Source organism: Serratia bockelmannii, assembly GCF_051803255.1.
GTDB lineage: Bacteria > Pseudomonadota > Gammaproteobacteria > Enterobacterales > Enterobacteriaceae > Serratia > Serratia bockelmannii.
On record NZ_CP196512.1, the window covers coordinates 2,342,340 to 2,369,083 of the forward strand.

28 protein-coding genes are annotated in these 26,744 nt (G+C 60.0%); 10 read left to right on the plus strand and 18 right to left on the minus strand.

The features are described 5' to 3' along the window. Positions 1–93 precede the first annotated feature (93 nt). From ACSJLU_RS11315 to bioD, 3 genes are all read left to right on the plus strand, one after another. On the plus strand, positions 94–984 hold the full coding sequence (locus ACSJLU_RS11315; protein WP_049203481.1) for a LysR substrate-binding domain-containing protein: 891 nt from the start codon (positions 94–96) through the stop codon (positions 982–984). Positions 985–1,143: 159 nt separating this feature from the next. Continuing rightward, positions 1,144–2,361 (plus strand): sugar metabolism global transcriptional regulator Mlc, encoded by a 1,218-nt coding sequence (gene mlc, locus ACSJLU_RS11320; protein WP_025302713.1) that lies wholly within the window; start codon positions 1,144–1,146, stop codon positions 2,359–2,361. Positions 2,362–2,505: 144 nt separating this feature from the next. Beyond that, entirely contained in the window at positions 2,506–3,171 is a 666-nt protein-coding gene (bioD, locus tag ACSJLU_RS11325; RefSeq protein ID WP_025302714.1) for a dethiobiotin synthase, read from the plus strand. 5 nt (positions 3,172–3,176) lie between these two features. On the opposite strand, the gene ACSJLU_RS11330 is transcribed toward bioD, so the two are convergent. Continuing rightward, positions 3,177–3,671 carry a DUF2938 family protein gene (locus ACSJLU_RS11330; RefSeq protein ID WP_043143271.1) on the minus strand — a complete coding sequence of 165 codons (495 nt, stop codon included), beginning with the start codon at positions 3,669–3,671 and terminating at the stop codon, positions 3,177–3,179. A gap of 69 nt (positions 3,672–3,740) precedes the next feature. Here ACSJLU_RS11330 and ACSJLU_RS11335 point away from each other — a divergent pair, with 69 nt between their 5' ends. Beyond that, positions 3,741–4,133 carry a helix-turn-helix domain-containing protein gene (locus tag ACSJLU_RS11335; protein ID WP_043143268.1) on the plus strand — a complete coding sequence of 131 codons (393 nt, stop codon included), beginning with the start codon at positions 3,741–3,743 and terminating at the stop codon, positions 4,131–4,133. Here the strand turns inward: ACSJLU_RS11335 and clcB are convergent. From clcB to ACSJLU_RS11360, 5 genes are all read right to left on the minus strand, one after another. Further along, positions 4,130–5,431 (minus strand): voltage-gated ClC-type chloride channel ClcB, encoded by a 1,302-nt coding sequence (gene clcB, locus ACSJLU_RS11340; RefSeq protein WP_182264536.1) that lies wholly within the window; start codon positions 5,429–5,431, stop codon positions 4,130–4,132. The two genes, ACSJLU_RS11335 and clcB, sit on opposite strands and share 4 nt — an antisense overlap. Positions 5,432–5,556: 125 nt before the next feature. Further along, positions 5,557–6,696 (minus strand): osmoprotectant ABC transporter ATP-binding protein OsmV, encoded by a 1,140-nt coding sequence (osmV, locus tag ACSJLU_RS11345; protein WP_342096230.1) that lies wholly within the window; start codon positions 6,694–6,696, stop codon positions 5,557–5,559. After that, on the minus strand, positions 6,693–7,343 hold the full coding sequence (gene osmW / locus ACSJLU_RS11350; protein WP_049199194.1) for an osmoprotectant ABC transporter permease OsmW: 651 nt from the start codon (positions 7,341–7,343) through the stop codon (positions 6,693–6,695). The genes osmV and osmW overlap by 4 nt, the downstream gene beginning before the upstream one ends. Before the next feature lie 11 nt (positions 7,344–7,354). Then, entirely contained in the window at positions 7,355–8,212 is an 858-nt protein-coding gene (locus ACSJLU_RS11355) for a glycine betaine ABC transporter substrate-binding protein (protein ID WP_342096364.1), read from the minus strand. A 64-nt stretch (positions 8,213–8,276) separates the two neighbouring features. Further along, a complete protein-coding gene (locus ACSJLU_RS11360) occupies positions 8,277–8,993 on the minus strand; it encodes an ABC transporter permease (RefSeq protein WP_004938551.1) in 717 nt (238 codons plus the stop codon). Positions 8,994–9,502: 509 nt separating this feature from the next. On the opposite strand from ACSJLU_RS11360, the gene ACSJLU_RS11365 reads away from it, so the two are divergent. Beyond that, positions 9,503–10,990, plus strand: coding sequence for an MDR family MFS transporter (locus ACSJLU_RS11365; RefSeq protein WP_043143259.1), 1,488 nt, complete (start codon positions 9,503–9,505; stop codon positions 10,988–10,990). A gap of 50 nt (positions 10,991–11,040) precedes the next feature. On the opposite strand, the gene ACSJLU_RS11370 is transcribed toward ACSJLU_RS11365, so the two are convergent. Then, on the minus strand, positions 11,041–11,340 hold the full coding sequence (locus ACSJLU_RS11370; RefSeq protein ID WP_019455911.1) for a DUF1161 domain-containing protein: 300 nt from the start codon (positions 11,338–11,340) through the stop codon (positions 11,041–11,043). A gap of 89 nt (positions 11,341–11,429) precedes the next feature. Next, the gene (locus ACSJLU_RS11375) at positions 11,430–11,798 is read right to left on the minus strand and encodes a DUF1283 family protein (protein WP_019455910.1); all 369 of its coding nucleotides are present in this window, start codon (positions 11,796–11,798) and stop codon (positions 11,430–11,432) included. A gap of 148 nt (positions 11,799–11,946) precedes the next feature. Here ACSJLU_RS11375 and ACSJLU_RS11380 point away from each other — a divergent pair, with 148 nt between their 5' ends. Continuing rightward, positions 11,947–12,273, plus strand: a complete 327-nt coding sequence (locus ACSJLU_RS11380; RefSeq protein ID WP_025302721.1) for a YnfA family protein — start codon at positions 11,947–11,949, stop codon at positions 12,271–12,273. Positions 12,274–12,309: 36 nt separating this feature from the next. Here ACSJLU_RS11380 and ydfG read toward each other — a convergent pair whose 3' ends face one another. The 6 genes from ydfG to ACSJLU_RS11410 all read right to left on the minus strand — a co-directional run bounded on the left by ydfG (position 12,310) and on the right by ACSJLU_RS11410 (position 18,091). Next, positions 12,310–13,059: a bifunctional NADP-dependent 3-hydroxy acid dehydrogenase/3-hydroxypropionate dehydrogenase YdfG gene (ydfG, locus tag ACSJLU_RS11385; protein WP_025302722.1), complete on the minus strand. Its 750-nt coding sequence runs from the start codon at positions 13,057–13,059 to the stop codon at positions 12,310–12,312. A 125-nt stretch (positions 13,060–13,184) separates the two neighbouring features. Further along, positions 13,185–13,706 carry a GNAT family N-acetyltransferase gene (locus ACSJLU_RS11390; RefSeq protein ID WP_025302723.1) on the minus strand — a complete coding sequence of 174 codons (522 nt, stop codon included), beginning with the start codon at positions 13,704–13,706 and terminating at the stop codon, positions 13,185–13,187. A gap of 199 nt (positions 13,707–13,905) precedes the next feature. Further along, positions 13,906–16,158, minus strand: a complete 2,253-nt coding sequence (gene fecA / locus ACSJLU_RS11395) for a TonB-dependent Fe(3+) dicitrate receptor FecA (protein ID WP_337250000.1) — start codon at positions 16,156–16,158, stop codon at positions 13,906–13,908. A gap of 214 nt (positions 16,159–16,372) precedes the next feature. Continuing rightward, entirely contained in the window at positions 16,373–17,329 is a 957-nt protein-coding gene (fecR, locus tag ACSJLU_RS11400) for a ferric citrate uptake sigma factor regulator FecR (protein ID WP_060447217.1), read from the minus strand. Then, the gene (gene fecI / locus ACSJLU_RS11405) at positions 17,326–17,850 is read right to left on the minus strand and encodes a ferric citrate uptake sigma factor FecI (protein WP_380826835.1); all 525 of its coding nucleotides are present in this window, start codon (positions 17,848–17,850) and stop codon (positions 17,326–17,328) included. Before fecI ends, fecR begins: the two co-directional genes overlap by 4 nt. Positions 17,851–17,908: 58 nt before the next feature. Then, entirely contained in the window at positions 17,909–18,091 is a 183-nt protein-coding gene (locus ACSJLU_RS11410; protein WP_380826838.1) for a hypothetical protein, read from the minus strand. A 187-nt stretch (positions 18,092–18,278) separates the two neighbouring features. On the opposite strand from ACSJLU_RS11410, the gene guaD reads away from it, so the two are divergent. Then, positions 18,279–19,595 (plus strand): guanine deaminase, encoded by a 1,317-nt coding sequence (gene guaD / locus ACSJLU_RS11415; protein WP_380826840.1) that lies wholly within the window; start codon positions 18,279–18,281, stop codon positions 19,593–19,595. Here the strand turns inward: guaD and ACSJLU_RS11420 are convergent. Next, the gene (locus ACSJLU_RS11420; protein WP_049296057.1) at positions 19,577–20,743 is read right to left on the minus strand and encodes an MFS transporter; all 1,167 of its coding nucleotides are present in this window, start codon (positions 20,741–20,743) and stop codon (positions 19,577–19,579) included. The genes guaD and ACSJLU_RS11420 overlap by 19 nt on opposite strands. Positions 20,744–20,846: 103 nt before the next feature. On the opposite strand from ACSJLU_RS11420, the gene ACSJLU_RS11425 reads away from it, so the two are divergent. The 3 genes from ACSJLU_RS11425 to ACSJLU_RS11435 all read left to right on the plus strand — a co-directional run bounded on the left by ACSJLU_RS11425 (position 20,847) and on the right by ACSJLU_RS11435 (position 25,577). Then, a complete protein-coding gene (locus ACSJLU_RS11425) occupies positions 20,847–21,761 on the plus strand; it encodes a LysR family transcriptional regulator (RefSeq protein ID WP_049295526.1) in 915 nt (304 codons plus the stop codon). 437 nt (positions 21,762–22,198) lie between these two features. Further along, the gene (locus ACSJLU_RS11430) at positions 22,199–23,485 is read left to right on the plus strand and encodes an HlyD family secretion protein (protein ID WP_049295529.1); all 1,287 of its coding nucleotides are present in this window, start codon (positions 22,199–22,201) and stop codon (positions 23,483–23,485) included. Next, a complete protein-coding gene (locus ACSJLU_RS11435) occupies positions 23,478–25,577 on the plus strand; it encodes a peptidase domain-containing ABC transporter (protein WP_016927850.1) in 2,100 nt (699 codons plus the stop codon). Before ACSJLU_RS11430 ends, ACSJLU_RS11435 begins: the two co-directional genes overlap by 8 nt. A 186-nt stretch (positions 25,578–25,763) precedes the next feature. On the opposite strand, the gene ACSJLU_RS11440 is transcribed toward ACSJLU_RS11435, so the two are convergent. Genes ACSJLU_RS11440 through ACSJLU_RS11450 form a run of 3 tightly spaced genes read right to left on the minus strand, consistent with a single transcriptional unit; the run spans position 25,764 to position 26,546 of the window. Further along, positions 25,764–26,051 carry a hypothetical protein gene (locus ACSJLU_RS11440; RefSeq protein ID WP_025302730.1) on the minus strand — a complete coding sequence of 96 codons (288 nt, stop codon included), beginning with the start codon at positions 26,049–26,051 and terminating at the stop codon, positions 25,764–25,766. 42 nt (positions 26,052–26,093) lie between these two features. Continuing rightward, the gene (locus ACSJLU_RS11445; protein ID WP_016927849.1) at positions 26,094–26,261 is read right to left on the minus strand and encodes a hypothetical protein; all 168 of its coding nucleotides are present in this window, start codon (positions 26,259–26,261) and stop codon (positions 26,094–26,096) included. 24 nt (positions 26,262–26,285) lie between these two features. Then, entirely contained in the window at positions 26,286–26,546 is a 261-nt protein-coding gene (locus ACSJLU_RS11450; protein ID WP_016927848.1) for a hypothetical protein, read from the minus strand. Positions 26,547–26,744: the final 198 nt, after the last annotated feature.

A 26,744-nucleotide genomic window follows, 5' to 3' on the forward strand; every position in this document is an offset into this window, starting at 1 on the left:
GAGATAAACAGACACTTTGCAGATAACAAAATGATAGGGAGTGGCGAATTTTTTGTCTAATATATTAATAATTCAAATTAAGACGTTTTAAATATGAATATCGAGCTGAGACACCTGCGTTACTTTATTGCCGTGGCGGAAGAGCTGCATTTTGGCCGTGCCGCCGAGCGGTTGCGGATCTCCCAGCCACCGCTCAGCCAGCAAATCCAGGCGCTGGAAGAGATGGTCGGCGCGCGGCTGCTGGCGCGCAACAACCGCAACGTCAGTTTGACCCAGGCCGGGGAAATGTTCCTCAAAGAAGCCTACCAGGTGCTCGATCAGGTCGGGCGCGCGGCGGAAAAGGCGGCGCGTCTGGATCGTGGCGAACTGGGGGAAATGACCATCGGCTTTACCTCTTCCGCGCCCTTTATCGGCGTGGTGGCGCGCAGCCTGCGCACCTTTCGTCAGCAATCCCCGCAGGTGCATATCAAAATGCGCGAAATCAACACCAAACAGCAGATCGAACCGCTGTTGAACGGTGAGCTGGATCTGGGGGTGATGCGCAACACGCGGCTGCCGGAAGCGCTGCACTATCAGCTGTTGCTGCGCGAACCGCTGGTGGCGGTGGTGCCGGAGGGGCATCCGCTGGCGGAAACGCCCGGCGGCGCGCTGCGTTTTCAACACCTGGCGCAGGAGCCGTTCGTGTTCTTCTCGCGCGAAGTGGGCACCGCGCTGTATGACGAAATTCTGCTGCTGCTCGGCAAGGCCGGCATTACTCCCTATATCACCCAGGAAGTGGGGGAAGCGATGACCATCATCGGGCTGGTCTCCGCCGGGTTGGGGGTGTCGATTTTGCCAGCGTCATTCGCCCGAGTGCGAGTGGACGGCGTGCGCTATTTGCCGCTGGCGGAGCCGGACGCCACCACCGAAGTTTGGCTGGTTCATCACCGCCGCCGGCCGCTGACCGCCGCGGCGCAGGCGCTGATGGCGTTGATGCTGAAATGACGTTGAGGTTGGGCAAATAAAAATCAATTCACGCTGAAATTGCGAGGAATTTGTGCAGCAAATCACATAACGAATCAAATAGTTGACGCTGTATGACAAAAGCCCCACCATAACCCCTAGTCTTTATTTAGAAGCGCGAAAAATAGTAGGAGCCGGTTTGTGATTGCGGTTGGGCAGCCTGGGCATATCGATCAAATCAAGCAGACCAATGCGGGGGCGGTTTATCGGCTAATCGATCAGCTGGGCCCGATTTCGCGTATCGAACTGTCAAAACGCGCACAGCTGGCGCCCGCCAGCATCACCAAGATCGTGCGCGAACTGCTGGAAGCCCATCTGGTCAAGGAAACCGAGTACCAGGAAATCGGCAGCCGGGGCCGCCCGGCGGTGGGGCTGGTGCTGGACACCGAGGCTTGGCATTACCTTTCCGCCCGTATCAGCCGCGGCAGCATCACGCTGGCGCTACGCGATCTCAGCAGCAAACTGGTGGTGGAGGAGTTGCTGCCGCTGGCGGCCGAACACCCTGAACCGCTGCTGAAACGCATCCTGACCGAAGTCGACCAATTCTTTATCCGCCACCAAAGCAAGCTGGAGCGGCTGACGGCGATCGCCATCACGCTGCCGGGCATGATCGACGTGCAGTCCGGCGTGGTGCACCGCATGCCGTTTTACGACGTGCTGGAGATGCCGCTCGGCCCGGCGCTGGAAACCCGCACCGGCCTGCCGGTTTACCTGCAGCATGACATCAGCGCCTGGACCATGGCCGAGGCGCTGTATGGCGCCTCGCGCGGCAGCCAGAACGTGATTCAGGTGGTGATCGACCACAACGTCGGCGCCGGGGTGATCACCGGCGGCCACGTGCTGCACGCCGGCAGCCACAGCGTGGTGGAGATCGGCCACACCCAGGTCGATCCGTACGGCAAACGCTGCTATTGCGGCAACCACGGCTGCCTTGAAACCGTAGCCAGCATCGAGAACATCCTGGAGATCGCCCAGCAGCGGCTGAGCGGTTCGATGAGCTCCAGCCTGCACGGCGCGCCGCTGACCGTTGAATCGCTGTGCGACGCCGCGCTGGCGGGCGATCAGCTGGCGCGGGACATCATTCTCGGCGTCGGCCACAGCGTGGGGCGCATTCTGGCGATCATGGTCAACCTGTTCAATCCGGAGAAGATCCTGGTGGGCTCGCCGCTCAACCGCGCGGCGGAGATCCTGCACCCGGCCATCGCGTCCTGCATTCGCCAGCAGGCGCTGCCGGCCTACAGCGAGCAGGTCAAGGTCGAATCCACGCAGTTCTTCAATAAGGGCACCATGCCCGGCGCCGCGCTGGTGAAAGAGGCGCTGTACAACGGTTCGCTGCTGGTGCAATTGCTGCAAGGCTAACATCAGAACTTCTTATTAATCCCGCAAAAGATTGAGCTACCTCAAGCCCCTACGTGGCAGCATCCCCTAGAATTTTTCCGAAAGACTTCTTCGCCGCCGATGCGGCGACACATTGTTAACGGGGCATTCTGGGGCATTTTATTCATGTTGAAGCGTTTATTTGTGACAGGCACGGATACCGACGTCGGTAAAACCGTGGTTTCCCGCGGGTTGATGCAGGCTCTGGCCGCCGAAGGCCGTTCAGTGGCCGGCTACAAGCCGATCGCCGCGCGCTGCCAGGAAACCAGCGAGGGCATCCGCAATAAAGACGCTTTGGTGTTGCAGGCATCTTCAACCTTGCCGCTGTCCTACGAGGAGATCAACCCCATCACTTGTCTGGATGAGGTGTTTCACGCGCATGCGACCGAGGATATCAACTATGGCCTGATGAGCAGCGGCCTGCGGGATCTGTCCGCCAAAGCCGATACGGTGGTGGTGGAGGGCAGCGGCGGCTGGCGCGTGCTGATGAACGATCTGCGGCCGTACGCCGAATGGGTGGTGCAGGAGCAACTGCCGGTGGTGCTGGTGGTGGGCATCAAGCTGGGCTGCGTCAGCCACGCGCTGCTGACCGCGCAGTCGATCATCAACGACGGCCTGCCGCTGCTGGGCTGGGTGGCCAACCGCATCAATCCGGGGTTGGCGCACTACGCCGAAACCATCACGGCGCTGCAGCAGCGCATTTCCGCGCCGCTGCTGGGTGAAATTCCGTATCTGCCGCGCGCGGAGCAGCGCGAACTGGCGCACTACCTCGATATTTCCACGTTGCTGTAGCCCATTCAGGCACAGAACGTCGCCAACAATCGGGCGGCGATCAACAGGCCCAGCCCATACACCGTGTGGGTGAGCAGGCTGAGGAGCCGCGCTCTGCGCGGATTGGCGGTTTTCGCCGCCGCCACGCCAAAGCCCAGCGCGGGCTGCATCACCAGAAACGGCGCCGCCAGGCTTAGCCAGCCGCTCAACAGCGCGATGCGCGGTTCCGGCGCCGCATACCACTCGATGCCCGCCAAACCGAGCGGGATAAAGGCGAACGCCAAGCCGATGGCGTAGTGCAGTATCCAGCCGATTTTTCTCTCACCCTGGCGCGGCGGCGCCGTGACGATGGTGGCGTGAAACCAGCGGCCGTCGAACATGCCGAGAAACCAGCGGCCCACCAGCGCGTAATCGAGGGAAGGGATGCCGAAGCGCCGCTTCAGCAGCAACGCCCACAAATCCATGCAGAGGGTGGCGCCGGCGCCGGTTAACAGGATGCGCACTAACATATCGGGGGTCATACGGGTGTCCTTAACTCAGTGACGTGATAATGTGCGCACAGTGTGCAACTTAAAGTCGGCTTCAAGTCAATGGCAAAAGAACTGGATATCGGCGCGGTGGCGCGCCTGAGCGGAGTCGCGCCTTCTGCGCTGCGGCATTACGAGAAAAAGGGGCTGATTGCGTCGATAGGCCGCCACGGTTTGCGCCGTCAATACGCCGCCGGGGTGCTCGATCAACTGCGGCTGATTGCGCTCGCACGCCTGGCCGGCTTTACGTTGGATGAGATGAGTGCCTTGTTTGACGAACGGGGCCAAATCGCGATCGATCGCGGGCTGCTGGCGGCGCGGGCGGATGAGCTTGATCGCCATATCCAGCGCCTGATGCAGGTGCGCGATGGGCTGCGGCACATGGTCGATTGTCCTGAACCCGAGCACCTGCAGTGCCCGCAGTTCAGGAAAATATTGCAGCAGGGTGAGTTCTAAGCCTCGCGTTTGGGCGGCGGCGCCGTGTGGTACACCGACACCGGTCGCAGGCCGCGCGACACGGTGGTGGCGATCACGCAGGCCAGCAGAATGCCGGGCAGCAGCGCGTATTCGCCGGTCATTTCAAACACCATCAGCGCCGCCATGATCGGCGCATGGGTGGTGGCGGCCAGCAGGGTAGCCATGCCGGTCAGCGCCAGCAGCAGCGGCACCGCCGCATCCATGCCCGGCCACAGGCCAAACAGCTGACCGATGATCGAGCCGAGCGCGGCGCCGACGAACAGCGTCGGGGTGAAGACCCCGCCGGGTGCGCCCGACCCGCTGCTGGCAAGGATTGCCAACAGTTTACATACCAGGATCGCCCCCAGCAGCAACACCCCCGGTGGCGCAATCAGCAGCGCCTGTACCACGCTGTAACCGTTGCCCCACACCTGTGGGAACAGCAGCGAAAGCAGCCCGACGATCAGGCCGCCCAACGCCAGCTGCAACGGCGGCTTCAACCGCAGCGATCGGAACGCGCGGCCGGTGGCGGTCATCAGCCATAAAAACAGCGGCCCGCCGGCGCCGGCCACCACGCCGACCAGCGCCATCAGCAGATATTGCGTCGGCAGGGGGGCCGCGAGTGGCGTCACCAGATAGAGCGGCGCCTGACCGCCGTTGAGCAGGTTGGTCATCAGCAGGGCGCTCACTGCGGCGATCACCACCGGGCCGAGCGAGGCCAGCATCAGGGTGCCGAACAGGATCTCGGCGATAAACAGGCTGCCCGCCAGCGGCGCATGATAGGCGCTAGCCATCCCGGCGGCGGCAGCGCAGGCCACCCACAGTTTCCATTCTTTCTCGTGCGTAAAACGCTGGGCAAACAACGAGCCCACCAGCGCCGCCAGCAGGATCATCGCGCCTTCGCGGCCGATGGCGCTGCCGCTCGACACCACCAGCAGCGACGCCAGACACTTCACCAGACTGGCGCCGGTATCCAGCTTGCCGTTACCGGTCTCAATCGCTTCCATATAGTCGGTGGGCGCAGCCGGACGCTGGTGGCGGTAGCGCTGGTGAATATACAGCAGCAGGCCCGCCGCCAGACCGCCCAGCGCGGGCGTCAGCGCGCGTCGCCAGCCGGGCAGCGCGGCGGCGGCGGCCACCAGGCTGCCGTCGGCATTGCCGAGCAGCAGCCACTCGAGGCCAATCATCGAACGGTGGAACAGCCACACCGCCAGGGCGGCGGCGACGCCGATAAACACGGCGATAAGCAGGCTGCGCAGCAGGGCGCGATAGTGGTGCAGGTGGACCAATCTTTTCATGCGTGGGCGGCGTCGTGAGAAAAATCAAAGGGTCATCAGCGCATTGTGCTTGGCGCTCCGGCCGATGACCAGTGAATCTTTAGCAAACTGCGGCTTAGGCGGGGCGGCGAGCGCCCCGGCGGGGGTTATTGCGGCGTCAACACCCGGCGCGTGCGGCCGGAGCTGAGGTAGTCGGCGATATAATCCTGCGAGATTTCGCCGCTGTAGCGGCCGTCTTCATCGACGATCGGCATCCAGGAGGTGTTGTGCTCGTACAGTTTCGACAGCACCACGCGCAGGTTCTCCTCCGCACGGGCGGTGACGCGGAAACGGTGCAGGCTGTCGGCGCAGACCCCGGGCGCGCCGCGCGCCTCACGGCGTTTGACGTATCCCAACGGTTTGCCGTCGGCATCCACCACCGTCACCGAGCGGGCGTCGATATCGTCCATCAGACCGAACGCCTCCACTAGCGGCGTCTCCCGGCGCACCGTCACCGTTTCCTGTTGATCGGCCACGTCGCCGGCCTGCACCAACAGCAGGCGCTTCAGCGTGCGATCCTGGCCGACAAAGGACGCGACGAAGTCGTTCGCCGGGCGCGCCAGCAGCTCATCGGCGCTGGCGTTCTGCACGATTTTGCCCTGGCGGAACACCGCGATGCGATCGCCGAGCTTCAGCGCTTCGTCGATGTCGTGGCTGACCAGCATCACGGTCTTTTTCAGCTGGCGCTGCATGTCGAGAAACTCGTTCTGGATGGTTTCGCGGTTGATCGGGTCTACCGCGCCGAAGGGCTCATCCATCAGCAGCACCGGCGGATCGGCGGCCAGCGCGCGGATCACGCCGATGCGCTGTTGCTGCCCGCCGGACATCTCTTTCGGGTAGCGGTGCAAAAAGCGCTTGGGATCCAGCGCCACCATGCTCATCAGCTCCTCGGCGCGATCGTGGCAGCGTTTTTTGTCCCAACCCAGCATGCGCGGCACTACGGTGATGTTCTCCTCGATGGTCATGTTGGGGAACAGACCGATCTGCTGGATGACGTAGCCGATTTTGCGGCGCAGGCTGACGGTATCCAGCACGCTGGTGTCTTCGCCATTGATCAGAATGGTGCCGCCGGTGGGTTCGATCAGGCGGTTGATCATCTTGAGCGTGGTGGTTTTGCCGCAGCCGGAAGGGCCGAGCAGCACGCAGATTTCGCCTTCCGGCACGTCCAGATTGATGTTGTCGACGGCGTTGAACGGCGTGCCGTTCTTCTGCATGAACTGTTTGGTCAGATTTTCCAATTTAATCATGAACGGATCCCCTTGGGCGTTAGCGCAATTTGCAAGCGGTGCAATAACCAATCGAGGACGATCGCCAGCAGGCTGATCATCACGGCGCCGGTAATCAACTGGCGGATGTCGCTGCTGCTGATGCCGTTGAGCAGCAGCAGGCCGAGACCGCCGGCGCCGATCACCGCGGCGATCGCCATCACGCCGATATTCATCACCACGGCGGTGCGAATGCCGCCGAAAATCACCGGCAGCGCCACCGGGATCTCTACCCAGCGCAGGCGTTGCCAGAACGTCATGCCGATGCCGCGGCCGGCTTCGCGCAGCCCGCCGGGCAGGTTGTCGAGCGCGGTGTGGGTGTTGCGCACGATCGGCAGCAGCGAGTAGAGGAACACCGCGGTGATCGCCGGGACGTAGCCGATACCGTGGCCGATTAAGGAAAACAGCGGGATCATCAGCCCGAACAGGGCGATGGAGGGCACGGTGAGCACCAGCGTGGCTAGGCTCAGCACCGGCGTCGCCAGCCATTTGTGGCGGACGATCAGCACGCCGAGCGGCACGCCGATCAGGATCGCCAGGCCGACGGCGACGCCGACCAGCAGCAGGTGCTCCAGCGTCAAGCCGGCGATATAGGCCCAGTTTTGCCAGGCGTAAAGTACAGTATTCATCACATGCCTCCCTAAATCAGGCCGCGCTGCTTGAGGAACGCATCGGCGACCTGTTGCGGCGTCTGGTAGTCGATATCCACCTTAGCGTTCAGCTCGGTGATCACCTGATTGTTGAACTGTTTCGACAGCGTGTTCAGCGCCGCTTCCAGCCCCGGCGTGTTTTGCAACACCTCGGCGCGCACCACCGGCGTGACCGCATAGCTCGGGAAATAGCCCTTGTCGTCTTCGAGCACCTGCAGATCGAAGCCTTTCACCCGGCCGTCGGTGGTGTACACCAGCCCGGCATCGACGAAGCCGTCGCGGATGGCGTTGTAGACCAGGCCGGGGTCCATTTGGCGGATTTGCGGGCGATCGAGCGGCATGTCGTACAGCGCCTGCATCGGCTTCAGGCCGTCCGAGCGGCCGGCGAACTCCAGATCCAGCCCCAGCAGCCAGTTGTGTTTAGGGTCGGTTTTACGCACCTGCTCCACTTTGGCCACCAGCTGCGACATCGTGCGGATCTGCTCTTTTTCCGCGCGCTGTCGCTGCATGGCGAAGGCGTAGGTGTTGTTCATGTCCGCCGGCTGCAGCCAAACCAGCCCGAGTTTGGCGTCGAGCTTTTTCACCGTGTCGTAGGTTTCCTGCGGCGACATGCGCTTATTGATGTGGTTAAAGATGATCAGCGAGGTGCCGGTGTATTCCCAGGTCATGTCGATCTGTTTGTTGATCATCGCGTTGCGGGTGATCACCGTGGCCAGATTGGTCTTGGGTTCGACCTGAAAACCTTTGGTCCGCAGGTATTGCACGGTGATTGCCGACAGAATGCGCTGTTCGGTAAAGTTCTTGCTCGCCAGCGTCAGCGGGGCGGCCCAGGCGGCCGCGCCGGTCATCAGCAAGGAGAGCAGCAGCGCGTGGCGGAGTCGTTGTAACCATCGAGTCATCGCGTTTCTCCCATCAGGATGCGGTGTGCGGGCTGAGCCGGCGGCCGAGACCGGCCAGCGCCAGATCGAGCAGCAGGGCGATCAGCGCGGTGGCGGCGGCGCCGAGGATCAGCGTCGGGAAGTCGTTCAGGTAGATGCCGGGGAAGATCAGCTCGCCGTAGCTGCTGGCACCGATCAAAAACGCCAGCGGCGCGGTGCCGACGTTAATCGCCATCGCGATGCGCACCCCGGCGAAGATCACCGGTAGCGCGTTAGGGAGTTCAACCTGGCGCAGCCGCTGCCCGGCGGTCATGCCAATACCGTTGGCGGCCTCGACCAGCGCCGGCGGCACCGAACGCAGGCCGGCATAGGTATTGCGCACGATGGGCAGCAGCGAGGCGAGGAACAGTGCCACTACCGCCGGCCGATCGCCGATGCCGATGATTACCATCGCCAGCGCCAGCACCGCCAGCGGCGGCAGGGTGTTGCCGACGTTAAAGATCTGCATCACGTGCTCCGCCCAGCGGCGGGCGAAGGGGCGGCTCAGCAGGATGCCGCTGGGAATGCCGACCAGCAGCGACAGCAGCATGGAACACACCACCAGGAACATGTGCTGCTGGCCGAGATAAATCAAATCTTCCCGGCGCGACTTGAGGGTTTCCCAACCGATGCCGTAAACCAGCAGCGCGATGACGGCGATAAACAGCAGGCTCCCGAGGAGCAGGCGCCGGTATGGCGCTGACTTGTGCATGATGTTGCGTCCTCCGTTGCGCGGAGCGGCCGATGAGATGGCGCATTCCGCTCTGATTGTTACCCACTGCCCGACGGGCGTGGCGGTACAAAACGGGCGTTTCGCATGAGGTTAGCGACATTGAGCGAAGGGTGTGTTCGGCATAGCGTGCTGAACGGCGGCTCAATACGTGAATTAATCAGCATAAGATACTGATATTTAAACTAGAGAAAGCACGAAGCCCAATGACCCCGGCTAGGGAAGGTATAGCACCCTGTCGTTAGCCATGCCAAGTTTTATGAACAAAATCAGTTGATTGAGATTACGCGGATCGGCGCCTCAGCCCGCGTCAGCGCTGGGATGCGCGGAAAGTGAAAAAAATGTGCAGCGAAACGTTACGCCGTAACAATCGGTCCAAATGATGCGATTCGCCGCCGGCAAAGACAGGATGTGAGGGCGGATAGACTCGGCGCAGGCGCTTGCTGATATACTCAGGGAAAATAAAAACGCCAGGAAAGCTGCATAACGCCATGACAAATAACGTTTCACCCGCACCCATCGCCCACCGCCCGTTGATTCTGATCGCCTGCATGCTGGCGATGTTCATGTCGGCGATCGAAGCCACCATCGTCGCCACCGCCATGCCGACCATCATCGGTGACCTCGGCGGCTTCTCGCTGCTGGGGTGGGTATTCGCGGTCTATTTGCTGGCGCAGGCGATCACCATCCCCATCTACGGGCGGCTGGCGGATCTCTACGGCCGCAAGCGGGTGTTCTTCTTCGGCGCCACGCTGTTCCTGCTGGGCTCGGTGCTGTGCGGCTTCGCCCCCGACATGTATTGGCTGATCGGCTTTCGTCTGCTGCAGGGGTTGGGCGCCGGCGCCATCATGCCGATCGCTTCCACCATCATTGGCGATATCTACAGCGCCACCGAGCGGCCGAAGGTGATGGGCTACCTGTCGAGCGTATGGGGCGTGTCGGCGATCATCGGCCCGCTGTTGGGGGCGTTTATCGTCCAGCATCTGCCGTGGGCGCTGGTGTTCTGGGTCAACCTGCCGATCGGCCTGCTGGCGATGTTCTTCCTCTGGCGCTATCTGCCTGCGCATCAGCAGCTGCGCCGGCACGCGCTGGATCTGGCGGGCACCGCCTGGCTGACGCTGTTCGTTTCGGCGCTGCTATTGGCGCTGTTGCAGATGGAAAGTCTGGGATGGTGGGTGGCGCCGTTGCTGGCGCTGGCGGCGGCGTCGCTTGCGCTGCTTGTCCGCCAGGAGCGGCGCGCGGTCGAACCGCTGTTCCCGCTGGCGCTGTGGCAAAGCCGGGTGATCGTCGCCGGTAACATCGGCGGGCTGGTGATCGGCGCGGCGATGATGGGCATCAGCGCCTTCCTGCCCACCTTCATTCAGGGCGTGATGGGCGGCTCGCCGCTGGAGGCGGGCACCACGCTGGCGCTGATGTCGATCGGTTGGCCGCTGGCCAGCACGCTGAGCGGCCGTTTGATGCTGATGACCTCGTATCGCGCCACGGCGCTGCTGGGGGCGCTGCTGTTGGTGGCGGGCGGCCTGATCCTGCTGATGCTGCAGCCGAACGGCGGCCTGCTGTGGGGCCGGGTGGCGGCGTTTATGGTCGGTGCCGGCATGGGGCTGTGCAACACCACATTTTTAGTGTCGGTGCAGAACGCGGCCCATTACAGCATTCGCGGCATCGCCACCGCCTGTACGGTGTTTACCCGCATGGTGGGGTCGGCCATCGGCACCGCGATTCTGGGCGCCACGCTGAACCTCAACCTGCAATGGCGTCTGCCGGAAATCGACGATCCGGTGCAGCGGCTGATGGAGCCGGCGGTGCGGCAGAGCATGGGGGGCGAGGCGTTGGCGCAGCTGACCCAGCAGGTGGCGGCTTCGCTGCATTGGGTATTTCTGGTGTCGGCGCTGGTGTCGTTGCTGGCGCTGGCGGCGGCGATGCTGATCCCGGCGCGTTGTCGGCCGCAGGGCGAAGAAGAAGAGGCGGAGCAGGCGTAAGGGAGAAGGAAAGGGCGCTGCTGCAGAGCGCCCGGGATAGCCGGTGTGGCTTACTGCGTGTTGGAGGTATCCTGGCTGGTGCCGGTCTGCGCCGCGTCACCGCGATCGTCGCCGTTGTTCAGGCGGGTATAGACGATCTTCTGGGTGTCGTTTTCGCAGTGGCCGACCACCTGGCCACCCGCTTGATCGGCCTGATCGTTGGGCACGATCTCCAGTTTGAAGCCGGACTCCGGTACGCCGTTATTGACGATTTTTTGCGAAATGTCCGCTTTCACGCTTTCGCAGGAGGCCAGTGCCGCCAGCGGGGCGCCGGCCAGCAACACAGCGGTTAATATCAGCGTTTTTTTCATCACGTCATCCTTTTAGACAATGGACTTCCTGTAACAGGATAGCAGCAACGGCGACCGGGTTTCACGCTTGCCCGCCCGCCGCAGGCGGATTAAGGATTAATCCGACGGCCGGTCTGGCGATCCAGGCATTTACGGGTGTCCGGTTCCCAGTAGGCGTTGACGTTGTTGCTGTCGTTGCAACGGTCTTCGTCATCCGCGGCGCGATCGGCCTTGTCGAACTCTTTCTCGACGCGAGTGTTAACCTTGTGGCGCAGGGTTTTGGTATCATTCCACTGCTCTTTGCTCTGGCGCGCTTCTTCGGTGCTCATCGCGCCGCTGCCTTTGCCATCGACGGTGACGCAGGTGCTGCCCTGAGTGCAGGTGGCGGCCAGCGCCGGCGCCTGCCAGGCGCCCATAACGGCCAGCATGGCGACCGGCAGCATCCCGCGCAGCAGTCGTTGGGTCGAAAATGTTTTCATCGTTTCATCCTTATGAGTGAGTGCGCCTGATGATGGCGGCACTGGCGTTACCTCGCCCGCAGGCGTGGTGACAAATATACCACTGCGTTCCTGGAATTCACCAGCCAAGCGCCGATTCGTTTACTTTATCGAGAGAAAACTGCGACCGATGTTAAAAACCACGCTGTTGTTTTTCGCCACTGCGCTCGCCGAAATTATCGGCTGTTTCCTGCCTTACCTGTGGCTCAAGAAGCAGGGCAGCGCCTGGCTGCTGCTGCCGGCGGCATTAAGCCTGATGCTGTTTGTCTGGCTGTTGACACTGCATCCGGCGGCCAGCGGGCGAGTCTACGCGGCCTATGGCGGCGTGTATGTGGCGACGGCGCTGCTGTGGCTGCGGGTGGTGGATGGGGTGAAGCTGTCTGCGCTGGACTGGGTGGGCGCCGGGGTGGCGCTGGTGGGCATGCTGATCATCGTTTCCGGCTGGCGCGCGGCCTGAGGAAACAGGGCGGGAGTCGCCTCCCGCCGCCAGGGATCAGGCGCCGCGGTGGATGTTCAGCCCGGCGAAGGACTGGCTGACCGGCATCATTTCCAGCGTGTTGATGTTGACGCGCGCCGGCAACGTGGCGACCCAGAACACCGACTCGGCGATGTCTTCCGGCGTCAGCGCATCGGCGCCTTCGTAGGTTTTATTGACCTTGCCGTCATCGCCCTTGAAGCGCACGTTGGAAAACTCGGTGCCGCCCACCAGGCCCGGCTCGATATCGGTCACGCGGATGCGCGTGCCGTGCAGATCGGCACGCAGGCCCAGGCTGAACTGTTTGACGAACGCCTTGGTGGCGCCGTACACGTTGCCGCCGGCGTAAGGCCAGTTGGCGGCGGTGGAGCCGATGTTGATCACGTGGCCGACGTTGCGTTCGACCATGGCCGGCAGCAGCGCGCGCGTCATGTTCACCAGCCCTTTGGCGTTGGTGTCAATCATGGTTTCCCAGTCATCGGCGTTGGCCTTGTGCGCCGGCTCCAGCCCCAGCGCCAGCCCGGCGTTGTTCACCAGCACGTCGATCTGACGCAGCTCGGCCGGCAGTGCTTCGATCGCCTGTTGAATGGCGGCGCGGTTGCGCACGTCGAGCCGCACGATGTGCAGCGCTTGCCCTAATTCGTCCTGCAGCTCTTCGAGACGCTCAAGGCGGCGCCCGGCGGCGATCACCTGGTGGCCTTCACGGATAAAACGGCGCGCAATGGCTTCGCCGAAACCGGAGGTGGCGCCGGTAACAAAAATAATCATGTTGCTGTTCCTCAACTGTTTTTACCCTACATGCCTCTATCATTAGCACAAACCCGCAGGCAGTGGCAGCGGTTATCACGGCGGAAAGCAAAAAAGGTCACACCGGGCCGGCGGCCCGATGCTGATTAGCGCTGAGGCGGTAAGTGGTACACTACGGCATCATACTTGACGCGTTCGCAACGGCCGGCCAGCACGCCGCCCAGCGACTCGACGAGGCGGCGGCTGGCGGTATTCTGTTCGGCCACCGGGTAGATAAGGTGCTGCGGCTGAAAGCGTTCGCTGACCCAGCGCGCGATGCTCTCAACGATTTCGCGGCCGTAACCCTGGCCATGCAGGCTCTCTTTGACCCAGATGCCCAGCTCCGGGGTGTGGCTGCGCAGGTTGTGTGCGCCGCCGACGCCGACGAACTCTCGGTCTTCGCGCCGGCGGGCGACGAAGATCACTTCTTCGCCTTCGCGCATCAGCGGCAGCCAGCCTTGCCAGACGTTGGCGAAATCTTCCGGTGACGCTTCCGGCTCAAAGGTCATAAAGCGCGTCAGAGTGGGGGTGATCGCCTGGTAAACATCGTCGGCGTCTGCTGCGGTAAAGGGGGCAATCAACAAACGGTCGGTGTCCACGCGGCACTGAGAAAGGTCATTATGATTCATCTTATTCCCTCGCTTTTCAGGCCAGAACGGCAAAAAATCCGCGCCCATAAATCGGGGCGGATCGTCGATACTACGCGTATTAGCGTCAGAAGCGACTTATTTTTCGCCGTTGCGGCGGCGCGGAGGAGTGGTTTTATGTGACATCGTCACGTTGATGGGAAAGGCGGCGGGCACGGTTAACCGCACCCGCCGCTGAAGATCAGAACTTCACCGAACCTTGCAGATAGATCGTGCGCGGCTGACCGATGTACAGACCTTTGTTGTTGTCGTCATAGGCGCGGGTGAAATACTCGTGGTTGAACAGGTTTTTCACCCCGACGCCCAGATTCAGACCGGCCATTTCCGGGCCGAAATCATAGGCGGCGCGCACGCCCCACAGCATATAGCCGGGAATGCGGCCGGTGCTGCCGTCGGCGCTTTCCGCCACGGTGTTGGCGTTGTCGGCGAACTGGCTGGACTGGAACTCGCCGTTAAGATTAAACGCCCAGTTGCCCGGCGTGTAGTCCAGCCCCAGCGTGCCTTTATGCTTCGGCGAGAACGGCACCTGGTTGCCCTTGTAGCCGCCGTCTTCGCGGATGGTGGCGTTGACGTAGGCGTAGCTGGCGTAGGCGGTCAGGTCGTCCAGTTTCGGCGTCAGCTGCGACAGATCGTAACGCAGGCTGCCTTCCAGCCCGGCGTGGCGGGTTTTGCCGCGCGCGGTCACGCTGTCGGTCACCTGGTTGGAGTCGTACTGGTTGTTGAAGTTGATCAGGAATAGCCCGATCTCGCCGGTCAGCGCATCGCCGGCGTAGCGGGTGCCCAGCTCCCAGGTGCGCGCCTTCTCCGGTTCAATCTTGCCGCTGTCGACCGCTTTGCCCATCTGGCTGTATTGCACGGTGCCGAAGGAGCCTTCGGTGTTGGCGTACAGGTTCCAGTATTCGTTCAGGTGATACATCACGTTCAACGCCGGCAGCGGTGCGTTATAGCTAACGTCGAGGCGGTTGTTCTTGATGTAGTTGTTCTGATACGACTTGATGTACTCGTAGCGCATGCCCGGCGTGATAGTCCAGTCGCCGATGTCGATGCGATCGTCGATATAGAAGGCGTGCGCCTCGGTGCCGGACTGGGTGTCGCGATCGTACGGGCTGGCGGTGGACGGCAGCCTGCCGGTGCTGGCCTTGCTGGTGTAGCGTAGCTCGTGGGTGGATTCGCTGACGTAGCGGTAGCCGACGCCGACCTCATGCGCCGAATCGCCCCAGCGGAAACTCTGGCTGTAGCGCGGTTCCACGCCGCGTACCCAGTATTCGCGCGGCGACAGCGTCAGGTTTTTACCCTGATCCAGATAGCCGCTGCGCAGGGTGTAGGTGTAGAAGCTCTGCACGTCGAACTTATGCTGTTGATCCGGCTGATACTGATAGCCGAAGTTGGCCAACTGGCGGCGGCCCCAGAACTTGTCGTACGGGCGCGTCGACTGGAATGGGTTGGCGTTGTAGTCCGCCCGGCTCAGGCCGCCCGGCATGTCCGCTTCGCCTTCGTAGTATTGCAGCAGGCTGTTGAAGGTGTGCACCTCGTTCGGGGCGTAGCGGCTTTTCAGCATCACGTCGTCAATCTTGGTCGCGCTGTGCTCGCGCCAGTCGCTGCCGCGGGTGCCGGAGTAGAGCAGCGCCGCGCCGAAGCCGTTGTCGGCGGTGCCGCCGATCATCAGGTTGCCGGTGCCTTTCGGGTGATCCTGGCGCGAGGTCGGGCTGAGCTGCCCCTGCATGCCGGCCTCCATGCCGAAGGTTTTCGGGATGGCGCGGGTGACGAAGTTAACCACGCCGCCGACGCTCTGCGGCCCGTAGCGCACCGCGCCGCCGCCGCGCACCACGTCAATCGCATCCATATTGCCGAGCGAGACCGGCGCCAGCGACAGCTGCGGCTGGCCGTAAGGGGCGAAGGGCACTGGGATGCCGTCCATCAGCACGGTGGAGCGGCTGGCAAGGCGCGGATTGAGGCCGCGAATGCCGAAGTTCAGCGCCATGTCATGGCTGCCGGTGCCGTTGTTCTCCGGCGCCACTACGCCCGGCACGCGGTTCAACGCTTCACGCACGGTGGTGGTGCCGGTTTTGACGAAGTCTTCGCGGCGCACTACGTCGCGTGCACCGGGATGCTCGAACACGTCTGCCTGACGGCCTTCCGCCAACCAGTCGCCGACCACGGTGATGTCCTCTTCTTTCTGCGGCTGCGGCAGTTTGGCCAGCGTGTAGCCGTTGTTGCCGAGCGCTTTAGCCTGCAGGCCGCTGCCCGCCAGCAGGGCGTTCAGGCCGTCATCGACGCCGTAGCTGCCGCTCAGGCCCGGCGAACGTTTACCGGCGGTCAGTGCGCCGTCCACCGAGAGCGCGATGCCGGCGCGCGCGGCGAAAGCGTTCAGCGCGCCGTCCAGCTCACCGGCCGGAATGTGATAGGCGGCAGCGGCGCTGGCGGCGCTCGCCATCTGCGGTGCAGCGAAGACCAGGCCAATGGCCACGGCCAGCGGCGTGGCCCGTTTTCCCCAAAGCGAAGCCGGAGCGACCTTTCCCCAAGCGTTGTTCATACCTTCTCCTGAATCATTTTTTATTTATTGCTGCAGTGTTTTCCTGGGAGTCGGATGAGCGAAGCAAAAGGGACAATCAAGAATGCGATTTTTTATCATTTTTATTTAAAAAGATTCAGGCAGGGACGATTTGCAGCCAATAGCGGGTAAAGCTCTGCAGGCGCACCGGCAGGGTCTGGCTGAGCAGGGCGAGGGCGCGATCGGTATCGTTGAGCGGGAAACTGCCGCTGACGCGCAGGCCGGCGACGGCCGGATCGCAGCTCAGGTGGCCGCGCCGGTAGCGCGCCAGTTCGGCGATCACCCGGTCCAGCCGCCACTGGCTGACGCTCAACACGCCGCGCAGCCAGCCGTCCTCCGTCGTGGCCGGTTGTTTGTCGCTGAAGGCCGTGGTGCTGAAGCTGATCTGTTCTCCGGCGTTCACCCGGCGCTTTTGTTGCGCGTCTTGCGCCAGCTGCGCCTCGACCGCGTGTTCCAGCACCGCCAGGCGCGTTTCGCCGTCGCTCTCGCGCACCAAAAAACGGGTGCCGAGCGCGCGCATCGCCCCCTGCGGGCTTTGTACCCACAGCGGCCGGGGATCGCGTCCGGTCACCAGGCTGATTTCTCCGGCGTGCAAGCGGATCAACCGTTGGCGATCGTCGTAATGCACGTCTACCGCGCTGGCGGTGTTCAACACCAGCTGGGTGCCGTCGCTTAACACAATGGGTTTGATTTCGCCGGTGGCGGTGCGGTAGTCGGCGCGCAGCTCCCGGCCGAGCGGCGACTGGTAGAAGAATCCGCCGCCGCCCACGCCGAGCAGCAACAGCAGACTCTTCAGCAGGGTGCGGCGATCGATCGCCGACTGGCGGTCGGCGCGATCGAGCGCACGGTAGCTGAACTTGCCCGGCACGCCCTGCAACTGACTCTGCAGCGCTTCGACGCGCTGCCAGGCCCAGCGGTGATCGTCATGCTGCTGGTGCCAGGCTTGCCATTGTTGGCGCTGGCGTTCGGTGACGTGCTCATCGCACAGCAGGGCATACCAGTGTGCGGCCATTTTCAGCGCCTGGCGCTGCTCGGGGGTGATGGCGTTGCTCATGAATAAATGTCGTTTTCGAGGCTGAACAGCAGGCAATGCTCGGTGGCTTTGGCCATGTATTTTTTAACCGAACTGACCGACACGCCGAGGCGCGCGGCGATGTCCGCATAGCCCAGACCGTCGAGCTGCGACAACAGAAAGGCCTGTTTTACCTTCGGCCCCAGGCCATCGAGCATGGCGTCGATCTGCTGCAGGCTTTCCAGCAGGCTCTGGCGCTGCTCCGGCGACGGGGCGTAGCCTTCCGGGATCAGCACCAGCATCTCCAGATAGGCGCGTTCCAGCGTTCTGCGGCGGAACAGATCGACCATCACCCGCTTGGCGACGGTGACCAGAAAATCTTTCGGCTCGCGCAGGGTCGCCGCGGCGTCGCTTTTCAGCAGACGCATGAAGGTGTCCTGCGCCACATCGTCCGCGTCGAACGCGCAGCCCAGCCGCCTGCGCAACCATCCCTGCAACCAGGCATGATGGGTGGCGTAAAGGCGCGACAGCGCGGTGTGCGGGGCGGAAGCGGTGGCGGACATGGTTTTCGCATTGCTGGTCAAAAAGATGCGCGGATGATAATTGAGAATGGTTATCGTTTCAAGTTTGTCGGGTGGCCTGCGGAATGGGCCAGACCACTTTGCATCGTGTTGGAATAAACGTCACGGCCGCGAAATTATCCGCTTGCCCAATAAAGGTGCAGCGGCGCGGTGTTATTTCGGCAAGCAAACGGTTGCTATTCGTCTGCCGTTGAAGACCGCCGCGCGTTTTATTCTTTTTCATCGGTTGGTTTTCTTTGGTTGAATTAGTATCACTCTGTTTTTAAATAAAAATATATTTTATGACCGCCTATTGGCACACGGCTTGCTATGCTTAATCCGGTCTTTGCGTTTGGGTAAAAAGGGCCTTGTTTCATCATCGCAAGTTATTACGCGGGTGAGCTTGGCCGGTCGTCACAAGGAAGAAAATAATGGCACTGCAATTCACCACGGCTATTCGTGGCAATTTTTTTGATATCGCCGCCTGTGTGGAGGCGCCGCAACAGCTTGAGGAACGCCTGCGGCACATTCCCGACGGTTTGCTGCTGCTGAACGACGGCGTCATCGTCTGGTTCGGCAGCTGGCAGCAGGGCGAGGCGCTGCTGCCACCGGGCTTCGCGGTCACGGAGTATCGCGACAAACCGATCGTACCGGGGTTTATCGATACCCATATCCACTATCCGCAAACCGAAATGATTGGCGCCTATGGCGATCAACTGCTGGACTGGTTAAACAATTACACCTTCCCGACCGAAAGCCGTTATGGCTGCGAGCAGCACGCCGACGAGATGTCGGCCTTCTTTCTGCGGGAGTTGCTGAGCAACGGTACCACCACCGCGCTGGTGTTCGGCAGCGTGCATCCGCAGTCGGTCGATGCGCTGTTCACCCAGGCGCAAACGCTGAACATGCGCCTGATCGCCGGTAAGGTGATGATGGATCGCCATGCGCCGGAGGCGCTGCTGGAAACGCCGGAGCAGAGTTACCGCCAAACGCGTGAACTGATCGAACGCTGGCACGGCAAAGGCCGCCTCGGTTACGCCATTACGCCGCGCTTTGCGCCCACCAGTACGCCGGCATTGCTGGCGCAGGTGCAGCGGCTGCGCGAAGAATTCCCCGACGTTTGGCTGCAGACGCACCTGAGCGAGAATCCGCAGGAAGTGGCCTGGGTAAAAGCGCTGTTCCCGCAGAGCCAAAGCTATCTGGACGTTTACCACCGCTACGGCATGACCGGCGGCAAAAGCGTGTTCGCCCACTGCCTGCACCTGGAGGAGCAGGAGTGGGACTGCCTGTGCGAGACCCGCTCGGCAATCGCCTTTTGCCCCACCTCCAACCTGTTTCTCGGCAGCGGGCTGTTTGACCTGCAGCAGGCCTGGCGCAAGCGGGTGAAGCTCGGTATCGGCACCGACGTAGGGGCCGGCACCACCTTCAATATGCTACGCACGCTGGGTGAGGCGTACAAGGTCGGCCAACTGCAGCATTACCGGCTCGCCGCCGTAGAAGCGTTCTATCATGCCACCCTGGGCGGTGCCCGCGCGCTGTCGCTGGACGACAAAATCGGCAACTTCAACGTCGGCAAAGAGGCGGATTTCGTGGTGCTCGATCCGGCGGTCACGCCGCTGCAGCAGTTGCGCTACGCCAACAGCGCCACGTCTGCGGAGCAAGGGTTCGTGCTGATGACCCTGGGAGACGATCGCAACATTTATCGCACCTATGTGAATGGTAAGGTGGTTTATGAGGCGTCGCGCTGACACAGCCGCGCCTGCAGCCAAACGCTGAGCGGTGCGACGGCGACGGCACTCAGCGCGCACAGCCATAACAGACGTTGCAAACTGAGCGGGGTGAGGCCGCCGCTCAGCAGCGTGGAGGAGAGCAAGAAGGCCACCGTGGCGCTCAGGTGTATCAGGGCGGTTTGCAGTACGCCGAAGGCGGCGCGTTGCCGATTGTCCGGCCAGCGCATGCTCAGGGAAGAGATCGCCACCAGCCGCGCATAGGCCGCCGCGAGAAACGCGACCATGAACAGTTCACCGCGATCGCCACCGCGCGCCACCAGCCACAGGCTGCCCAGCAGCAACAGCGTGGCGCCCACCGTCAGCGTCACGGCACCAAAGCGTTGCAGCCAGCGGCCTGCCAGCACGGTCGCCAGATAACCGGCCACGCCGCCGATGAAAAATAGCCAGGACAAATGCGCGTCTACCACCTGTAACCGCTGGGTGAGCAGCGGCGCCAGCACCGGGATCAGCAGCATTGGGCTGAACTGCGTCAGGCCGGCGGCGGCGGCGAACAGTAACAACCGGCGATCGAGCGTGACGGGCGCGGCAGCCTGTGGCTGCGGCGCATCCCTGGGAACGAACAGCGCCACCAACACCGCCGCCAGCAGACACAGCCCGCCGATAGCCGCCAGCGCAACGCGCCAGCTTGCCACTTCGCACAGGTACAGCATGCCCGGCATGCCGACAATGCTCACCAGCGAAAAAGACGCGATCACCGTCGCCAGCATTCTGCCGTGCAGCGCGGCCGGCGCGGCGTTGAGCAGCAAGCCGATCCCGACGCCCATCGTGGTGCCGCCCAACAGCCCGGCCAGCAGCCGCAGCGCTAACAGCCAGTAAAACTGCTGGGTTGTGGCGATCAATAAGGTGGTCACGCCCAGTAGCGTGACATTGAGCATCAGAAAGCGCTGCTTCTCAACGCCGCCGATCCAGAAAAATGCGCCGATGCCGGAAATCACCGCCGCCAGCGTATAGGCCGCGCTGACATAGCCGGCGAAGCTGACGGGCACGGAAAAATCGGCGGCCATGTAGAGGAATATCGGGTTGAATACCATGTATTCCAGTGCGTTGGTGAACTGAATAAAGGCGATGACCAGCGCTATCGCCGTCAGCTTTCTCGTGGGTGTCATAAGCATCTATCGGTTGCAGAGTCAGGCCGGCAGTGTAGCGCTTGGCGTTGATCGGGATTAGATGGTAGAAATGGCATGGTTTGTTATCAAATCAGGGATAATCATGCGCGATAAATTGGATTTAAACCTGTTACGCATCTTCGTGGCGGTGGTGGAGCAAGGCAGCTTCGTCGGGGCGGCGCGGGCGCTGGCGATGCCGACCTCCAACGTCAGCCGCTATATCTCTCAGCTGGAGCGCCAGCTCGAGCAGCGATTGCTCGAACGCAGCACTCGCTCGATGCGGCTGACGCCGAACGGCCAGCTGTTGCATGAACGCACCCAGCCGCTGCTGGCGTCGCTGGAACACACCGCGCAAACCCTCAGCGAACGGCAGCAACAGCTGCGTGGGCCGCTGCGCCTGTGCGTGCCCAATGAAGTGGGGCCATACCTGTTGGGCGAGCCGCTGGCGGCGTTCGCCCTGCAGCATCCGCAGATCGAAATCAGCTGCGTGACCAACCTGGCGGGTATGACGTCGCTGCTCGACGATGTCGATCTGGCGGTGATGATCAGCCGGGGCATGCTGGACGACAGCGACTATGTCGCGCAGCCGCTGGCGTCTTTCCCCTGCATCGTGGTGGCCGCTCCGGCGTTGCTGGCGCAGTGGTCGCCGTCGTCGGAGATTGAACAATTCACGCAATTGCCCTGCATCAGCACGGTGGATGCGCTGAAGGGCATGCCGTGGCAGTTCGTCCGCCCGGACGGAACCTTCGTTACCGTCCCGGTCAATGCGCGCTATCGCGTCAATAGCGGGGAGATGGCGCTGAAGGCGGCCTTGGCCGGCGTGGGGTTCGCCATGCTCTCCGAGCTCGGCTGCCGGCCGTTTCTGGCCGATGGCCGTTTGGTTGAGGTGCCGCTGGCACTGCCGCCGGCGCCGCTGCAGCTGTATGCCGTTTACCCCGGTCGCCGCTATCTGCCGGCCAAAACGCGCGCGCTGCTGACCTTTCTGATACAGCAGGTCGGCGAGGCGGCTCACGTCTAATCACTTGTTTTTGCTCAAACTGCCAACTGCCCTAAGCTAGGAGGTGACTCAGAGGGAGCCATTCCCCGAGACCTTATTCCGTGAACATGGAGGCGTTTCGATTTGATGCGTTTATCCACATTGCTGCTCGATCCGGCGGTCACGCCGCTGCCTATTACATATGGCGAGAGATAGAATGAATAGAGTTATTTGATTAGGAGGCTCTTTATTGGTTTTTTATCGATATGCATAGTGATATACGGCTATGTGGCTGGGTAAGTGCGTAAAAAACATTGCATTTATTCGGAACGCCCGATATCATAATGAGAATAATTATCTTTACGATATCGCTAATTAAAAACAACAGATCTGTTTTAATCTCTGCTGCTGTTTTTCGATATGCTTCCGCATTTTACGAGCCAAGGCTGGCTTGAATTTTATTTCTGGAAAGGGATGTCATGCGTGATTTGTTTCGACAGGAAGCCACGGATCATCAGCGGGCGAAATGGGCGGGTAAGGCTTTATTGATAAACGGCTTGCCTGCCTGGTGCTTTGGTCTTTTATCGTTTTTATTTATTCTTGTTTTCCTCTCTTTTCTTATATTCAGTCATTATACACGCCGCATTAATGTTTATGGTGAAATCACCACCTTCCCCCGCTCAGTCAACGTGTTTGCGCCCCAACAGGGTTTTATCTCAGAACGCTTCGTCGAAGTGGGGGATGTGGTTAAAAAAGGCCAGCGTCTTTATCAGATTGATGTCAGCCGAGTGACGGATAACGGGAAAGTGAGCGCCAATACGCGCCTGGCGCTTGAAAACCAGTTAAAACATGTCGACAGCATCATTCTTAAGTTGCAAGACAACAAGCGTATGACGCTGGAAAATCTACGCGCGCAAAAAAAACAGTATGAATTGGCGCATATGCAGTCCAAACAGCTGTTGGATAATGCACGAGAGGGGGTGGCATTTGCTCAGGACAACATGCGTTCCTATAAGGAATATCAGCAACGCGGTCTGATTACCAAGGATCAGCTTAGCGGGCAAACCTATTCATTTTATCAACAACAAAGTCTGTTCCAAAACCTGCATAGTCAACACATTCAGGAGTCGTTGCAAATTACGAATTTGGAAAGTGACATCGTTACGCGCGCGGCAGATTTCGATAACCAAATTTCGCAGTACCAGTTTCAGCGCAATGATTTGCAACGGCAGTTAGCGGAAGCCGATGCCAGCGGCGCATTGATCGTGAACGCCCCAAGCGATGGCCGCATTGAGTCTCTCAGCGTTACGCCGGGTCAGATGGTCAATAGCGGTGACAGCTTGGTACAGATTATTCCACGTAATGGCGCGATTTATCAGCTAGTTTTATGGTTGCCGAACACCAGTGTGCCTTATGTTTCAGCGGGGGACGGCATTAACATTCGCTATGACGCTTTCCCTTATGAGAAGTTCGGTCAGTTTCCCGGCAGAATAGAAAGCATCGCTTATGTACCGGCCTCCATTCAAGAAATGTCAACTTACAGCAGTTCTCCCGTGCATCAACCCAGCGCGCAAACGGCATCTTTTTACAAGGTGACCGTTTCCCTGGATAAAACGCATGTCAGTTACCAGGGCAAAGCGTTGCAGCTCACTAACGGCATGCGGGCTCAATCCACGCTGTTTCTGGAAGAAAGGCCTCTATATCAATGGATGTTCTCACCTTTCTACGATATGAAAAACAGCCTGATGGGGCCAATCAATGACTGAATCTTATTTAGACGCGCTAAAGGGCAAACTCAATTTGTCGCTGCGCCGCAAAGTGCCGCAGATCCTGCAAACTGAAGCCTCGGAATGCGGGCTGGCCAGTTTAGCGATGGTATGCCATTACCATGGTTTGCAAATCGATCTGTTTAATCTGCGCAGCCGCTACGGCTTTTCTTCACGCGGGGCGACGCTCTCCGCGTTGATTGACATCGCGAGCGCACTCAAGCTGCAATCCAGAGCGTTATCGCTGAATATCGATGAGCTTAAAGCGTTGAAAATGCCCTGTATTCTGCATTGGGACATGAAGCATTTCGTGGTGCTTGTCAGTGTCAGCCGAGGACGGGCGGTGATCCATGATCCTGCCTTTGGCCGTAAAGTGCTGGAGTTGCATGAACTGTCGCGGCATTTTACCGGCGTAGCGCTTGAGCTATGGCCAGACAGTGAATTTCAGCCGATCAAACAGCAAAGCAGATTGCGCTTTCGTAAGCTGATGAGCAATGTGCGCGGCCTTAAGGGAGCCTTGCTAAAGATCTTCTGTCTGTCGATCGTGATTGAAGCGGTTAATCTGCTGTTGCCCGTTGGTACGCAGTTGGTCATGGACCATGTGATTTTGGCCGGCGATCATGATCTTTTAGCGCTGATATGTATAGGATTGCTGTTCTTTATTTTATTCCGCACCGGCGTATCCATGTTGCGCTCATGGATCTCTATCGTCATGGGCGCGTTGATAGACGTGCAATGGAAGGCGGGAGTGTTTGATCATCTGATGAAATTGCCGCTTTCCTTCTTTGAGAAGCGCAAGTTGGGTGATATTCAATCCCGTTTCGGCTCATTGGATACGATAAGAGCGACTTTCACTACCAGCATCGTCAGCAGCATTATTGATGGCATCATGTCTGTCGGGGTATTTGTCATGATGCTGCTCTATGGCGGCTGGTTAGTTTGGGTGGTGCTCGGCTTTACGGCGATATACGTCATTCTCAGGCTGTCGACTTATCAACATTATCGGCAGCTGTCGGAAGAGCAGTTGGTGAAGGGCGCGCGGGCCGGGTCTCATTTCATGGAGACGTTATATAGCATCAGTACGTTAAAGGCGTTGGGGTTATCTGAAACCCGTTCACAGTATTGGCTGAATCTAAACGTAGAAACGATCAATGCGGGTATCAAGCTGACCAAGTTAAACATGATGTTTGGCGGTTTGGGGGCGTTTATTGCCACCTGCGATCAGGTGATCATCCTTTGGCTCGGCGCGGCATTGGTCATAGACAATCAAATGACGATCGGCATGTTTATCGCGTTTAACGCCTACCGTGGGCAGTTCTCGGAGCGTGCCAGCAGCTTGATCGACATGATGCTTCAGCTGCGAATGTTAAGCTTGCACAATGAAAGGGTGGCGGACATTGTGCTTTCGTCACCGGAACCGCAAATGCCCGCGCGTCAGCTCTTCACAAAAGGCAACGCCGCAGAGCTTCAGGTGCGGAATCTGCGCTACCAGTATGATCGTTTGGCGAAACCCATTATCACGGATTTGAATCTCAGCATTGCCGCGGGAGAAAGCGTGGCGATTGTCGGCCCCTCCGGCGTGGGTAAAACCACATTGATGAAGTTAATGTGTGGGTTGCTGTCGCCGGATGAAGGAGCCGTGCTGGTCGATGGTATGGATATCAGCAACATTGGCGTTAATAATTATCGCCAATGTATCGCTTGCGTGCTGCAAGATGACAAGCTGCTGGCGGGATCTATCGCTGAAAATATTTCAGGATTTGACGCCGAAATGGATCTGAAACGTATTGAGGCGTGCGCACGGCGTTGCAATATGCATGATGATATTCAAAACATGCCGATGGGCTACGAAACATTGATCGGCGAATTGGGGGGAAGCCTTTCTGGCGGACAGAAACAGCGTTTATTGATAGCCCGTGCGCTCTATCGTCGCCCCAGCATTCTGTTTATGGACGAAGCGACCAGCCACCTGGATCTCGATAATGAAACACATATTAACCGCGCTATTTCACAACTGAACATTACCCGCGTGATTATTGCGCACCGTCCATCGACGATTGCCTCTGCGGATAGAGTCATTCAACTCGGGTAACGTCAGCTTCGCTTCACCTGGCTTCTTCATCTCGACATTTTCGCTACGCCAACCGCGCTGCTCACCCTGTGGTGGGCCCATGACAAAAAGGGTTATCATAACGATAACCCTGGCATGAAATGACGCTTTAGGCGCTGAAGCCAACGTTAACCGGGGAGGTCAGCCGTGTGGCTGGCAGGGCCCCGATCAGTTCGAATCGGTATTGTTGTTGTTCCCCCACATGGTACCGCCGCCGTTGCTCCCGCCCCAGGGAATGCCTGATGGGCCAACAGAGCCGGGGGCACGATCGCCGGTGACATAGTTACCGACAGCACCGCCGACAATGGTGCCGACAACGCCGCCCGCCACGCCACCGATAGAGCCGATGCCACCGCCGATCGCTGCGCCGACCGTTTCCGCGGAAACCGTCAATGTACCGCTGCGATCTCCTGCACCGGAAATGATTGAACATTCTTCAGAGGTAAGATTGCGCATATTTGCTCCTTAATCATTAAATTTTCAAATAAGCCACGTTTATCATGCCGAGCGTTGCCCGCGATCGCTATTGAGCAATTTATGCGTGCCGATAACGGCAACGGCGATAAGGGCGTATTTCAAGAAGCGATTGAGGGTGAAATAATCCGCAATCGTGCCAGCAACAAGCCCAATTAAAATGGCGAACAATACAATAAGTGACTTTTTCATATGATGAACACGAATCTTCCTGTATTAGTTACTGTCGGCAGGATTGTTCGTCGATGTTTGTTTATTGCCACCCAACATGGATTCCACCATTTTGCCTGCGGTATAGGCGGCACCACCGATAACGGCACCGGCAACAGCGCCTGGGCCGGCACCGACACCGCCAGCCATGGCGCCGGTCATCGCGCCACCAACCGCGCCGGCCGCGACGGCCCCGCCCAGTTCCGCATAGCTGAAATCCCCAGCGGCTGCGATAAAGTTCACTTCATTAATCGTAAGTTCTCTCATAACGACTTCCTTATATTATTGGTTTTTGGTTTTTGGTTTTTGCAGTTTTCCGATACCAGAAAAATGCCACTAGCAAGGTTGAAAAGATAAAGGATTGAATGATTGTGCTGGTAAACCTCCTGTCTTCGGAAAAAAATAACGAATAAAAAATATCCATGAATGTGTAGTAAAAGCAGAACAAAAAAATCCAACTGCTGG